Raw genomic sequence first — 14,371 nt, forward strand, 5'->3', positions numbered from 1 at the left:
TGTTGCTCCTTGTGCCGCCACCACGAAAGGACGGCACATTGAAAATACCTCAACCCTTGTTCCCAAACAACCTGAGCCGCATGACGCCGCCATCGGGATGCATTGCAAAGCGGACGTGCGTCACCGGGCCGATATCGGCGAGCTTGTCGCTGCCATATTCGTGGATGTGGTCCATCTGCAGCTTCTGGCGTGACAGCAGCGGCTTCCAGCTTTCAGATGCAGCGACCTCGGCGTCGCTAAAGGTATCACCATGGCCGGGCAGATAGGCCCCGAGGATTTCGCATGTGTCGGGGAAATTGCCCTTGTAGAAGGCGGTGTCGACGACGGCCCGCTTGATGATGCCGGGATGGCCGAGACGGATGATCGCCCAGTCGTGCCCGGGACCCCGCCGGCGCTTGGTCTCCCAGCCGTCGCCCATGTTGCGGCCTCGCCCTGGCTCAAGCATCTTGTCCGGATGGCCGTAATGCGCATCCGACCACGCAAGCGACTTGGCGCCATTGAAGATATAGGCGAGATCGACCTCTTCGGACGCGCCGACTTTCGACCAGTCGAAATGGGCAGCTCCATAGACCCTGAGGCGCGCGATGCCGCCATCGGGATAGATGTGCAGGCGCAGATGCGTCCAGACCTTATCCGTGCCAGTCGTCTCGAAGAAATGATGCGCGCTTGGCCCGAGCGGCGATTTTGCCAGAAGCTCTGTCCATTCCGTCGCATCGGTCGGATCGCCGGAGGCCACGAACGCAGCCTCGATCGAGCAATGCGGCGGATAGTTGCCGGTGAAATAGCTGGTGTCGACATCGAAGCCGAAAATGCGGCCGGGCATGGCAAGACGGATGACGGACCAGTCATGGCCGGGCACGCGCTTGCGGCGGCTTTCCCAGCCGTCCATGTACTTGCCGTTGTCGTCATAAAGGTCCGGATCGAAGCTTGCCGGTACATCCTGCAGCATACGGTCGAGCGGCGCGAAGAAATCGTCGGTGACAGAGATGCCCTTGGCGCCGAGCCGGGCTGAAGCAAGGTTGATGGCGCCGACCGCGAAAGACGGAAGGGGTGAGGCATTGTCAGTCATTCAAGTCTCCGGAAGCATGGATTGCAGGCGCAGCAGGGCGATCTTCTCCACCTGCGCGGTTGCGGTCGAAAATTCGGCGTCGCGGTCGTTGTTGATCCGCATTTCGAAGGCCTCGAGGATATCGTCCTTGCTCAGCCCTTTCACCGCGATGATGAAGGGAAAGCCGAACTTGGCGACATAGGCCTTGTTGAGTTCGGTAAAGCGCGCGTGCTCCTGCGCGGTGAGGCGGTCAAGGCCGGCACCCGCCTGTTCCTGCCTGCTGTCGGCGGTGAGCTTCCCCGATATCGCAAGCTTCCCGGCAAGATCCGGATGCGCCCGGAGAACAGCCAGCCGTTCGGCCGGACTTGCGGCGCGGAACATCGTAACGAGCGCGGTGTGGATACCAGTCGCGGTCAGCGGCTCGGGAATGATCTTCGCATCCACGGCTCGTTCAGCAAGATAAGGCGAATGCTCGATGACGCCGCCAAAGCGCGTCACGAAGTCGTAGCGCGTGATCATCAGAGCGTGTCCGGCTGATGGTGCTGGTGCCAGTGCTGCGCGATTTCGATGCGCCTCGGAATCCACACCTTGTCGTGCTTCTGCACATATTCGACAAAGCGCCTGAGGGCTGCAATGCGGCCCGGGCGACCGACAAGCCGACAATGCAGGCCGACCGACATCATCTTCGGGCTGCCTTCCTTGCCTTCCTCGTAGAGCGTATCGAACGCATCCTTCAGGTAGCCGAAAAACTGGTCGCCGGAATTGAAGCCCTGCGGCGTCGCGAAACGCATGTCGTTGGTGTCGAGCGTATAGGGAACGATCAGGAAGGGCTTGTCATCAATGCCCTTCACCCAATAGGGCAGATCGTCGGCATAGCTGTCCGACGAATAGAGGAACCCACCCTCTTCCATCACCAGCCGCAGCGTATTGTCGGAGGGCTTGCCCTGGTACATGCCGTAGGGTCGCTCGCCGGTCAGTTCGGTATGAAGGCGCACTGCTTCAGCTATGTGCTTGCGCTCCAGCTCCTCGGGGAAATCCTTGTATTCCAGCCAGCGGTAACCATGGCTGGCGATCTCCCAACCCGCTTCCTTCATGGCTGCGACCGCCTCGGGATTGCGCGCCATGGCCAGCGTCACGCCATAAACCGTCGCCTGGACTTTCAACGAGGTGAACAGCCTGAACAGTCGCCAGAAACCGGCGCGCGAGCCATATTCGTAGATCGATTCCATGTTGAGATTGCGCTGGTTCGGCCAGGGCTGAGCGCCGACGATCTCCGAAAGCAGGTTCTCCGAAGCCGGGTCTCCATCGAGAATGGAGCTTTCACCACCCTCCTCGTAGTTGATGACGAACTGTACCGCCACACGCGCCTCGCCCGGCCATTTCGGATCGGGACTGTTGCGGCCATAGCCGACCAGATTGCGGGGATATGTATCGGACACCATCGAACCACCTTCTCGAATAATGCATGTCTCCCAAAAGTGTGGAGCGATTTTGGGCGAAAGACATGCATAAACAAAGAGCCAAAGCGCGACGCGCTTTGATGCGACGGTAAGCATCGCTGGCGTTATTGTCGAGACGGAAAGTGCGCAGCATCGCTTTGCAGCAAAGCGCGTTCGCTCAAGCGATCTTGCGAGCGCTGACTTTACCCATGGGATGCAGCGAATGTACGCGGAACGGGCCGCCGCTGCCTTCTTCCATCATCAGAGCGACGTTGGTGACAGCGACCGGTTCCGCAAGCACGGGCCCGAAGAAGTCGTGCAGCACCTGCTCCATCCGTGACATGTCGGCCGGGCCGACCGGGCCGGTGAGCAGCATCTGGAACCGAAACTCGTCCATGACGTGAGCGCAGCCCCAGCGGTGCAGATTGGTGAATTGCGGCGCGGAAAGACCGTCCGGATCCGAGCAGTCGATCTCGGCCTCCGAAAGTGGCGCACGAAATCGATCGAACTCCTGGACCAGTGCCGCGGCAAGATAATTAAGGGCAGTTGAAGGATACGAAGGTACCAATCCGAAAACGTTCCCGAGCTTGGCAATTTCCAGCGGCGGCAGTTCGAACGGCGTCAGCGTGCCGGCATACCGCATCAGGTCACGCAGCAAGGCCGGTTCCGAGGTTGGATCGGCAAGCCGGAACGGTGCCTTCAGCACGGCATGGAAGCCGTATCGACGCGGCAGCGCCGTGTGAAAGGCGACCTCGTGGATGCCAAGTCCGCGGATACGCGGCGGCTCCACAATCTCGCCGGAATAGACGTTTCGGCCGAGCCAGTTTGCCGCGACGAGCGTCAGGGGATCGCTCGGAGTAGGTGTAAAGCAGATGGCGTATCGCATGTGACCTCCTCCGCAGGGAGCGCAGGCATCCCTGCGGGTGCCCTTCGGCCAACGGGATAGGTGATTTGCGTGACAGATTGACGAAGCGCGGGCGGTATATTCACGTTTTGCGGGAAGCGACGCCAATGTGGCTCGCCAATGTAAAGCCGTCTGGCATTTTTGCCGCAGCCAACGAGGTACCCGAAACCTCGCCCAAGGCAACCTCGGCAAGCCGATGCGCCAGCCCGAAGGTGATCTTGAAGCCACCGGTCAACGCGATCAGCGAAGGGTGGTCTGGATGGGTGCCGATCATCGGATCGCGGTCGATCGCCTTTGGCCGCAATCCGGCCCAGCGCTCCACCACCTCTGCCCCCGAAAGGACGGGTACCATGGCCCGCGCCGCTGACAGAAGACCGTCGAGCTGTTCGTCGGTGGAAAGCGCGTCGCCGAACCGGTTCTCGCTAGTGCTGCCGACAGCGACCAGTCCGCCTTCATGGGGAACGATGTAGAGCCCGTCGCGAAACAGCACCGGCAGGCCCGGATCGACGTCAGCGCGAAGCAGTGCCGCCTGTCCCTTGACCGGCTGGCCGAGCGGCTTCTGCAGACCATCCGTCAGGCTGTCGAGCAGGGGAAACGAGCGATGACCGGCCGAAAGGATGCAGCGGCCGAAACGAATGCTTCCGTCGTCGGTCAAGGCGATACCACGATCAGGATCGATCTGCGTGATCTCAACGCCTTCGATGATCCGGACATGCCGCGCCCGACGAAGAAAAGCCGAAAGCACGCCGATCAGCCCACGCGGCGCCACACGAGCCGCAAGCGTATCATGCACAAAGCCGCTCTCGCCGGCGGCCGGATCGATCCAGCCCGAGCCGCCGACGGGTTCGTCCACCACATTCCAGTGAAACTGAGATTCGCCATGTCGCCAATGGCTGTCCGCGTCGCGCGAATGGCCCAAGGCAATCTTGCGCAGATGCGGCTTCGGCAGGGGGATCAGCCTGCCGGAACGACGATAACTGGCAGAAAGCCCCGTCTCGCCCTCAAGCTCGGCGATATCGGTCTCCAGCGAAACAAGTGCTTCGAGCTGGAACTGCTTCTTGTTATCCCAGCGATCCGGCATATAAGGCATCAGCGCGCCGAGGACGCCGCCGCTGGCGCCTTGCCCCAAAAGCCCGGCGTCGACCAGTATTGTATCGATGCCTTGGCGCTCTGCATGGACCGCAGCCCACAGCCCCATGATGCCACCGCCGACGATCAGCAGATCGGCAGACGATTGACCGGAAGGTCTTGCCGGATTATCGGCTTTTCCCATGACAGATCCAATTCAAGAGCCGCCGCCCGCGAACCTGCCGCTGGAATGGCGCGACGGCGATATGCCTTATTCACCGGCCTTTGGCGATCACTTTTATTGCCAGACCGACGGTCGCCTCGAATGCGGCCACGTGTTCATGGAAGGCAACGGCCTTCCCGCCCGCTGGCAGAGCCATAAGGATTTCCTGATCGGCGAACTCGGCTTCGGCACGGCGCTGAACTTCAGCGAGACATGGCGACAGTGGAAACTCAATCGCACCCCCGGCGCAAAACTGCATTTCATGTCGTTCGAGCTCTATCCGATGAGCGCCGAGGAGATCGACCGCGCCCTGTCGCGCTGGCCGGAGATCGACGCTGAGCGACAAGCGCTGGTGGCAAGCTGGCCGGCCGATCCGAGCGGCATCGTCGCGCTGGATCTCGACGAACAGACGCGGCTGACCGTCGTCTGCGGCCCGGCGGCGGATGGGGTCCGAAATGCCGAGATGGGCTTCGACGCCTGGTATCTCGACGGCTTTGCTCCATCGCGCAACGCCGATATGTGGTCGGCGGAGCTGATGCAGCTGATCCACGACAAAAGCGTACCAGGCGGAACCTTCGCGACCTATGCAGCCGCAGGTTTTGTCCGCCGTAATCTTCAGGCTGCGGGCTTCGTCGTCGAGCGTCGCAAAGGCTTTGCCGGAAAGAGGGAAATGCTTTGCGGTGTCAAAGGGTTAGACGATTTCCCCTCAGGAGCTTGACCGCGCCGCCTCTTCGCCAGAATTGCCGAGCCAGCGCTCTGCCTTTGCTTCCAGCAATTCGGGACTGATCGGCTTCGACATATAGTCGTCCATCCCGGAGGCAAGGCACATCTCGCGGTCGCTTTCAAGTGCATGCGCCGTCACGCCGACGATCGGTACATGCGAGCCCATGCCCTCCTCGGCTTCGATCCGGCGAATTGCCCTGGTTGCCTGAAGGCCGTTCATCACGGGCATCGAAACATCCATCATGATCAGTGCCGGGCGCAGCTCGTCCCAGGCCTTGACCGCTTCCTCGCCGTTCTTGACCACAAGAAATCGGACATCCATGGACTGCAATATCTGGGTGAAGACGATCTGGTTGACCTCGTTGTCTTCGGCAACCAGGATTTCGATCGCGTTCGCCTGCCGCTGCAGGGCACGTTCAGCGACCTCGATGGCCATCTTAAGCTCGGCGCGGGCGTCCGAAACCGGTGGGGATGGAGCTGGAGCAGCGGCGGGCTTCTGCTTGGCCGAACCCTCAGGCTGGCGCGCCGTCCTGACGACCTCGACGATAGTATTGCGTAACACATTGGCACGCGCCGGCTTCATCAGGTGCGCCTGACCGCTCAGCTCGGCGAATTCCTTGTCGTTGCCCGCCACGTCCATGGAGGTGAGGAAGATCAGCGGCAAGTCGCCAAACCGGCTGTCGCTACGGATGAGACGTGCAACGTCGGCGCCGTTCATTTCCGGCATGTGGTAATCGAGGATCACGGCATCGACGCGCAACTGCATCTCGAACGCAGCCTCGAGGATGGCGATCCCGGTCTTGCCGTCCTCGGCCGCGACGCCGTCAAAACCCCACATCGCCAATTGCTCTGTCAGGATACGGCGGTTGATCTCATTGTCGTCGATGACGACGATATGAGCGCCCTTGACGTTGACGGGGACGTGCTTCGGATCATGGCGAGCGGCAGCCGGCGGTAGTGGCAGATGGACTGTGAAAGCCGACCCCTTGCCCCACTCGCTTTCGACCTCGAGATAGCCCCCGAAGAGATCGACCAGCCCAGCCGTAATGGCAAGTCCAAGGCCGGTACCTTCGTGGCGCCTGGTCGAGGATCCGTCCACCTGTGAAAATTTTTCAAAGATAGAGTCGACCTTTTCGTCGGGGATGCCCATGCCGGTATCTTCGACGCGCACGCTGATCATCGGCCCGCCCCCGTCGATCGTTCGGCAATCGACATCGACAAGCACGTGCCCGCGCTCGGTGAACTTGACGGCATTGCCGACAAGATTGGTCACCACCTGCCGGAAGCGACCGGCATCGCCCAGCACCATTGCCGGCATCGCCGGCGACACCCGCACAAGGAGCTCGATATCCTTTTCCGATGCATGCGACGATAGCAGCGTCGCCACGTCCTCGATTGCCTCGACCGGATCGAACGCCACCTTGCGAAGGCTCATCTGACCAGCGTCGATCTTCGAGAAATCCAGGATGTCGTTGATGATCGTCAAAAGGGCATTGCCTGATTTGACGATGATATCGATGAAGGTCTTCTGGCGCGCATCGAGCTTGGTCTTGGCAAGAAGCTCCGCCATGCCGAGCACCCCGTTCATCGGCGTGCGTATCTCGTGGCTCATATTGGCGAGGAATTCAGACTTGGCCTTGTCGGCCGCTTCGCTGCGCGCAAGCAGCCTTTGAAGTTCGGCTTCGCGTTCCTTCATTTCGGTGACGTCGGTGAGCACCAACATCCATCGGTCGCCGGCGCTGATCGTGGCTTCCAGCTGGATCCACCGCTCGTTGGCAACGCGGAATACCGTCGAGATCGGCTTGCGCGACTGGATGCTCTCGCCCCACGCCAGGCGAAGCGCCTCGGGCTCATCGCCGAAGTCGCCGCGCGCCGCGCAATGCTCGAAAGCTCTCGCCCAATGCTCTCCTGCCTGCAGATAGTCCGGAGGAACACGCAGCATGTCCGGGAGAACATCGTTGGTGAGCATGATGATGCCGGCCTCGACGATAAGGAGGCCCTGCGACATCGCATGCGTCGCATCCCTCATCAGCTCGCCGAGCTGCTCCAGCGCATTCTGTGCCGCCGTGATTTCTCTCTCCTGTCGGCGCACCGAAGAAATATCGGAATAGGCGAGCAGGAGGCGATCGCCGGAGATACGGCGAGAATCGAGGATGACGACCTTGCCCTCCTCGAATTTCAGCTCCGTCTGGTCGTGGGTTCCGGCAGCGCCGAAAACCTCGATGCGCGATTGGTAGATCGTTTCGGCATCCCTTGGATCGTCGCCATAGCGGCCCGCTTCCTTGTGCCTTGCCACCAGCTCCCGCAACGGCTTGCCTTCCAGCCGGTCTTCCCGCGGAAAATCCCATATTTCATAGAGGGCGTCGTTGGCATATTCGACATCATAGTTTGCGTCGAGGATCATCACACCGGTCGGCATGGATCGCAGGATGCTTTCCAGATCCTCGTGCAGGGCTTCAGCCTCCGCCTGCGCCTCTATCAGCTGTGTCTGCCGGAGCTTCAGGACCGACACATCGGTCATCGAGCCGACGATATAACGCTTGCCGTCGGAGGTGATGACGCGATTGGAGCGGGTCATGATCGGACGCGCCACTTTCAGGGGATCGACGACCTCGCCCTCGAATTCCAGCGCCCGGCCCTCAAGCAGAACCTGCTCGTTTTCTGCGTGGAATTCGGACGCGCCTGTCTCGAACATTTCATATTCGGTCTTTCCGAGCGCCTCCGCGCGGGTAAGGCCGGTCAATCCGGTATAGGCCTCATTCAGATAAACCAGCCGATGGTTGTCATCCCGTACGAATGCCGCGACAGGGAGATCCTCGAGAATGGTCCGGTAAAGTCCGATTTCATCGACATGCTTGCGAAGGAGCAGCTCCTGCTCCTTCATCTCGGTAACATCGATGCGAAGACCGATCAGCTGGCCGTTTGCCATGCGCTTGTTGATGCTGCGCAGCCAGCGGCCGCTGAGCAGCCGCTCCACCGAATCCTGGTGCGGCTTGGTGGATGCCTCCAGCCGGCGCGCGATCCAGGTCTCCCGATCGATCTTCGCAGCGACGATCTGCTCGGGATAGGTCAGCTGCCAATGGTCGAACACCCTCTCGCAGATCCAGCGCAGCGTGACGCCAAGCGGCACCTCCCCCAGCACCGGGCGGTAGAATTCCCGCCAGGGCGCATTCTGGTAGATCAATTCATCACGCTCGTTGTAGATGCACACCCCTACATCCATCAGGTCCAGCGCGCTTTCGGCGACAATGGAGTGAACCGCAGCGCCGTTTTCAGCGGACGAAATGGCAGTTTCAGCGGCAACAGCCGGCGTATCATTTCCGGCGCGGTAGGCCGCGTTGGCAATGAGCGCTCGACCGTCATCGGCAAAGATGCCGACGGGATGCGGCGAATTCTCGAGGCGCTCGCGAATCCTCGCAATGTCGGCGCCGGCGTCTGCGCCCTCATAGGCAGTGCGGACAAGCTCCGCAGGAGCTTCCTGAAACATCCCGAAGACATAGGAGCGATCTTCCGACGGCATGAAGCTTTCTATCAACAGCCGATATTGTTGGCTTCGATGCGGATCGAAGCAGGTGGCGAGTTCCTCGCTGCCGAAGACGATCGCGCGACGCTCCTTGTCCTCACGATCCTGCCCTTCGGTCGGCTCGAAAAGTTCACCGCCGCGGCGCCCGATGAAATCGGATATCTCTCGCCCGAAAAAACGTGCATAAGCATCGTTGACTGCGACATAGCGCAGGTCGCTGTTCTTGATGTAGGCCGGACGATCCAGATCCGCTATTCGGCGGCAGGCGATCTCCAGCAACTCTCCCCGCGCAGTCAACAATGTCTCACTTCTCGCAAACTCGCGTTGCAACGTTACAGTGACATATCACAGAGAGTTTTAATAAATCATTCACCATACCTGACCCTCTCTCATGCCGTTCCAAATTGAGCGCTATCCCAGTACGGCCGAAGGTAAGTCGCAAATAACAGCAGCATCGAAATTGGAATTCTGCGAAGAATCATCGGTAGTGAATCGGATGGATCAGAGCCATGGACGATACGACAAAACCGGCCTTGCACGAGACTGAAGCAACCGACATTCCCGTCGAACGGCGCCGGCGAACCGGCGGGCGTGGCGGTGACAGGATTCGCAAAACGAACGGCTCGAAGTACCTCAACCTCGTCAACAACCTGTCGCACACCCAGATATTGTCGCCCGAAGCGCTTGATGACGTCCACAACGCATCCCTGACCATCCTCGAAGAAATCGGCATGGACATCATCCTGCCGGAAGCGCGCGAACGCATGAAGGCTGCAGGCGCCGATGTCACGCCGGGCACCGAACGTGTCCGTTTCGACCGCGGCCTCATCATGGACATGATCGCGTCGGCGCCTTCGACCTTCACCTTGCATGCCCGCAATCCGCTTCGAAACGTCCAGATCGGCGGCAAGAACCTGGTCTTTGCGCAGGTCGCCTCCGCGCCCTTCGTCGCCGACCGCGAAGGTGGGCGCCGGGCGGGGAACCAGGAGGATTTCCGCAAGCTGATCAAGCTTGCCCAATCCTTCGACGTCATCCACATGACTGGTGGCTATCCGGTCGAGCCGATCGATATCCATGCCTCGGTTCGCCACCTCGATTGCCTGTCGGATATCGTCAAGCTGACCGACAAGGCATTCCATTGCTATTCGCTCGGCCAGCAACGCAATCTCGACGCCATTGAGATCGCCCGTATCGGCCGTGGGATTTCGATGGAACAGATGGAGCGCGAACCCTCGCTCTACACAATCATCAATTCTTCCTCGCCGCTTCGCCTCGACGGGCCGATGCTGCAGGGGATCATCGAGATGTCGTCGCGCAATCAGGTTGTCGTCGTCACCCCCTTCACGCTTGCCGGCGCCATGGCTCCGGTAACCATCGCCGGCGCTGTCGTGCAGCAGAACGCCGAAGCCCTTTGCGGCATCGCCTTCACCCAGATGGTGCGCAAGGGTGCGCCGGTCATGTATGGCGGCTTCACCTCCAATGTCGACATGAAGACCGGCGCGCCGGCATTCGGTACGCCGGAATACATGAAGGCCGTGATGGCCGGCGGCCAGCTCGCCCGCAGATACGGCCTGCCCTACCGCACCTCGAATACCAATGCGTCGAACACGCTCGATGCGCAGGCAGCCTACGAATCCGCTCTTTCGCTATGGGCAGTCACGCAGGGCGGCGGCAACTTCGTGCTGCACTCGGCCGGCTGGAGCGAAGGCGGCCTGACCGCCTCCTTCGAAAAATTCATCCTCGACGTCGACATGCTGCAGATGGTCGCCGAGTTCCTGACGCCGCTCGACGTCAGCGAAGACGCATTGGCTCTGGACGCCGTGCGCGATGTGGGCCCCGGCGGTCACTACTTCGGTACGGCGCACACGCTCGCCCGTTACGAGACCGCCTTCTATTCGCCGATCCTCTCCGACTGGCGCAATTTCGAGACCTGGACGGAAGCCGGCCGGCCCACCACCTACGATCACGCCAACCGCGTCTTCAAGGAAGTCCTCAACAAATACGAGCGCCCACCACTGGACCCGGCAATCGAGGAGCAACTGGACGCCTTCGTTGCCAAGCGAAAGGCCGAAGGCGGCGTACCAACCGATTTCTAGACTTTGCGACGCCGAAAACTGCACGTAAAACTTGCGAGCAGGAAATGCGCAGTGCTAGCTTCGGCCCCAAAAGCAACTGCCGAGGAAAAGCATGCGGCTCGCAAACTGCCATAATTTTCACGATTTCCGCCGAATGGCAAAGCAACGCCTTCCGGGTCCGATCTTCAATTATATCGACGGCGGTGCTGACGACGAGGTCAGCTACAGGCGCAATACGTCAGCCTTCGACGATTGCGATCTTGTCCCCAACGTGTTGCGCGGCGTCACCGATGTCGACATGTCTGTCACCGTCATGGGTCAAAAGCTGGCAATGCCGGTCTATTGCTCGCCGACGGCTCTGCAGCGGCTCTTCCATCACCAAGGCGAAAGAGCTGTTGCTGCGGCTGCGGCCAAAGTCGGCACCATGTTCGGCGTCTCGTCACTGGGAACCATCAGCCTTGAAGAGGCTCGCCGCATCAGCGACGGCCCGCAAGTGTTTCAGCTCTACTTCCACCGGGATCGCGGCCTCAACCGTGAAATGATGGATCGCGCCAAGGCGGCCGGCGTCAACGTGCTGATGTTGACGGTCGACTCGATTACCGGCGGCAACCGCGAGCGAGATCTCCGCACGGGCTTCACGATTCCCTTCAAGCTCAACCTCGCCGGTGTCACCCAATTCGCAATCAAACCGGCATGGGCGATCAACTATGCCACGCATGAGCCCTTCAGCCTGCCGCAACTCGAAAATCATGTCGATTTCGGCGGCGGCATGATGTCGATCAGCCGCTATTTCACCGAAATGCTTGATCCTTCCATGTCCTGGGACGACGTTGCCGAACTGGCTCGGAACTGGGACGGCCAGTTTTGCCTGAAAGGCATCATGTCGATGGAGGACGCGCGCCGCGCGGTGGATATCGGCTGCACCGGCATCGTGCTCTCCAACCATGGCGGCCGCCAGCTGGATGGCTCCCGTACTGCATTCGACCAGCTAGCCGAGATCGTCGATGCCGTCGGCGACCGGATCGATGTCATGATGGACGGCGGCGTACAGCGCGGAACACACGTGCTCAAGGCCCTGTCGCTCGGCGCGAAAGCGGTCGGGCTTGGGCGGTACTATCTCTTCCCGCTTGCCGCAGCCGGTCAACCGGGTGTCGAACGCGCGCTGGAACTGATGCGCCGCGAACTTGAGCGTGGCATGAAGCTGATGGGTTGCTCGTCGATTGACCAACTCACCGCGCAAAATCTCCGCTTCCGGCAATAGGCCCATTTTTTGGGCACCCCAATTCGGGCTATGCATATTCGGAGTGTCTTTGAACAAGGGCCCTTGACATTGGTCGCGAATAAGACCAAATGCGGGTCAGCTTTCACCTTCCCGGCCGCCGCGTGAGCGTGCCCTGCGAAAAAAAACGACCCGCAAGAGAAGGACAAAAGCGCTCTAAATACCGATTGCCCTGATGCGGCAATCCTATGCGCTGGAAAGCTTTTTTCCAACTTACAAGTTCCCACTTCACGCGGGGTTCTTGACGCCAGAAATCGACCGGACCGCAAAACGCTGTCCGGGCTAATGTTTTTGGCGCCTCGAAAGGCAATTGAATTGACGAATTTTAGCGATCTTGGCTTGTCCACACAGATTGTTACCACTCTTACGCAGCAGGGTTACGAGACTCCCACTCCGATCCAGGCTGAAGCTATCCCGCTCGTTCTGAAGGGCCATGACCTTATCGGTCTGGCGCAGACCGGCACCGGCAAGACGGCGGCCTTCGGCCTGCCGATCATCGAAATGCTCATGAAGGACGGCAAGGCTCCCCAGCACCGCAGCACGCGCACGCTGATCCTTGCTCCGACCCGCGAACTGGTCAACCAGATCGCTGCAAGCCTGAAGGACTATGTCCGCAAGACCTCGCTCAAGATCGGCCTCGTCGTCGGCGGTGCATCGATCAACAAGCAGCAGATGCAGCTGGAGCGCGGCGTCGACATCCTCGTCGCAACACCCGGCCGCCTTCTCGACCTGATCGCCCGTCGCGCCGTGACGCTCGGCCATGTCTCCTACCTCGTCCTCGACGAAGCAGACCAGATGCTCGACCTTGGGTTCGTGCATGACCTCCGCAAGATTTCGAAGATGGTGCCGGCAAACCGCCAGACGCTTCTGTTCTCGGCAACCATGCCGAAGGCAATCGCCGATCTCGCAGCCGATTTCCTGCGCAACCCGGTCAAGGTCGCAGTTACACCTCCGGGCAAGGCAGCCGACAAGGTCGAACAGTATGTTCACTTCGTTTCCGGCCAGAACCACAAGACTGAGCTCTTGAAGGAGTCCATGACCGCTAATCCTGACGGTCGCGCCATGGTCTTCCTGCGCACCAAGCATGGTGCCGAGAAGCTGATGAAGCATCTCGAACATGTCGGCTTCGCTGTCGCTTCGATCCACGGCAACAAGAGCCAGGGTCAGCGCGAACGGGCTCTGAAGTCCTTCAAGGACGGCGAAGTCCGCGTTCTCGTCGCAACCGACGTTGCCGCCCGCGGCATCGACATCCCAGGCGTATCCCACGTCTACAACTACGACCTGCCGGAAGTTCCCGACGCTTACGTCCACCGCATCGGCCGTACGGCCCGTGCCGGTCGCGACGGCATCGCCATCGCTTTCTGCGCTCCTGACGAAGCCCGTCTGCTGCGTGATATCGAACGCCTCATGGGCATCGATATCGCGGTTGCCAGCGGCGAAGCTCCAGCCGATCGCGGTCGTCCCGCACGCGGCGGCGGTGGAAACCGCGGCGGCGCTGGTGCCGGCAATCGTGGTGGTGGCCAGGGTCGCGGTGCAGGTCCCGGCCAGGGACGTACCGACGGTCGCCCTGCCCGTCGCCCACGCCCCGAAGGCGAAGTTCGCGAGTTCCGTGCCGAAGGTCGTGATCGCCCCGATCGCGCTCCACGCGCAGACTTCCGTGGCCAGCGCCCAGCCGAACGCGCGCCTCGTCCTGAAATCGACAACGATCTGACCTCGACTTCGGATTTCCGTCCCGCAAAGCAGCCGCAGCGTCACAGCCCGGCCGGCGGCGCCGGTCATGAGGCAGGCGCTCCACGCAACGGTCGCAACGCCCACGGTCGTCCTCCTCACAAGGCAGGCGAGAACCGCGGTGGTCGTCACGAAGCCGGCGGCGGCAACAACGGCCAGGCTCGCAAGCCGAGCAACGGTCGCCCTGGCCCGCGTCGCGAACAGGCGTAAGCCGATCCTATTCAATGATATGATGATATGAAGAGCGGCGGGAGCCATCCCGCCGCTTTCCTTTTCTGGATAGGCCGGCTGCCTGGCAATATTCCCCTCTCGAGAATTGCCAATCCTTCGATACAACCTGCAAGCAACGAAACCGGTCAAT

At 60.8% G+C, this 14,371-nt stretch carries 10 protein-coding genes; 4 read left to right on the top strand and 6 right to left on the bottom strand.

From position 1 onward, the window contains the following. Window positions 1-49: 49 nt before the first annotated feature. The 5 genes from alc to CPY51_RS13685 all read right to left on the bottom strand — a co-directional run bounded on the left by alc (window position 50) and on the right by CPY51_RS13685 (window position 4,664). A complete protein-coding gene (gene alc, locus CPY51_RS13665; RefSeq protein ID WP_111160746.1) occupies window positions 50-1,069 on the bottom strand; it encodes an allantoicase in 1,020 nt (339 codons plus the stop codon). After that, window positions 1,070-1,567 carry a 2-oxo-4-hydroxy-4-carboxy-5-ureidoimidazoline decarboxylase gene (gene uraD, locus CPY51_RS13670; protein ID WP_111160747.1) on the bottom strand — a complete coding sequence of 166 codons (498 nt, stop codon included), beginning with the start codon at window positions 1,565-1,567 and terminating at the stop codon, window positions 1,070-1,072. It lies immediately after the preceding gene. Next, a complete protein-coding gene (gene puuE, locus CPY51_RS13675) occupies window positions 1,567-2,490 on the bottom strand; it encodes an allantoinase PuuE (RefSeq protein ID WP_111160748.1) in 924 nt (307 codons plus the stop codon). The genes uraD and puuE overlap by 1 nt, the downstream gene beginning before the upstream one ends. Before the next feature lie 175 nt (window positions 2,491-2,665). Further along, window positions 2,666-3,373 carry a DUF1045 domain-containing protein gene (locus CPY51_RS13680; protein ID WP_111160749.1) on the bottom strand — a complete coding sequence of 236 codons (708 nt, stop codon included), beginning with the start codon at window positions 3,371-3,373 and terminating at the stop codon, window positions 2,666-2,668. Window positions 3,374-3,473: 100 nt separating this feature from the next. Continuing rightward, window positions 3,474-4,664, bottom strand: coding sequence for an NAD(P)/FAD-dependent oxidoreductase (locus tag CPY51_RS13685; RefSeq protein WP_111160750.1), 1,191 nt, complete (start codon window positions 4,662-4,664; stop codon window positions 3,474-3,476). Between CPY51_RS13685 and mnmC2 the strand changes: the two genes are divergently transcribed. After that, window positions 4,663-5,400 (top strand): tRNA (5-methylaminomethyl-2-thiouridine)(34)-methyltransferase MnmC2, encoded by a 738-nt coding sequence (gene mnmC2 / locus CPY51_RS13690; RefSeq protein ID WP_111160751.1) that lies wholly within the window; start codon window positions 4,663-4,665, stop codon window positions 5,398-5,400. The genes CPY51_RS13685 and mnmC2 overlap by 2 nt on opposite strands. Here mnmC2 and CPY51_RS13695 read toward each other — a convergent pair. After that, the gene (locus tag CPY51_RS13695) at window positions 5,389-9,225 is read right to left on the bottom strand and encodes a response regulator (RefSeq protein WP_195909519.1); all 3,837 of its coding nucleotides are present in this window, start codon (window positions 9,223-9,225) and stop codon (window positions 5,389-5,391) included. The two genes, mnmC2 and CPY51_RS13695, sit on opposite strands and share 12 nt — an antisense overlap. A gap of 212 nt (window positions 9,226-9,437) precedes the next feature. On the opposite strand from CPY51_RS13695, the gene CPY51_RS13705 reads away from it, so the two are divergent. From CPY51_RS13705 to CPY51_RS13715, 3 genes are all read left to right on the top strand, one after another. Beyond that, the gene (locus CPY51_RS13705; protein ID WP_111160752.1) at window positions 9,438-11,024 is read left to right on the top strand and encodes a trimethylamine methyltransferase family protein; all 1,587 of its coding nucleotides are present in this window, start codon (window positions 9,438-9,440) and stop codon (window positions 11,022-11,024) included. A gap of 91 nt (window positions 11,025-11,115) precedes the next feature. Further along, window positions 11,116-12,264 carry an alpha-hydroxy acid oxidase gene (locus CPY51_RS13710; protein WP_111160753.1) on the top strand — a complete coding sequence of 383 codons (1,149 nt, stop codon included), beginning with the start codon at window positions 11,116-11,118 and terminating at the stop codon, window positions 12,262-12,264. Between the two features lie 303 nt (window positions 12,265-12,567). Further along, window positions 12,568-14,220, top strand: coding sequence for a DEAD/DEAH box helicase (locus CPY51_RS13715; RefSeq protein ID WP_111160754.1), 1,653 nt, complete (start codon window positions 12,568-12,570; stop codon window positions 14,218-14,220). Window positions 14,221-14,371: the final 151 nt, after the last annotated feature.

The organism is Arminella tubonensis (genome assembly GCF_003240585.1).
GTDB lineage: Bacteria > Pseudomonadota > Alphaproteobacteria > Rhizobiales > Rhizobiaceae > Rhizobium > Rhizobium tubonense.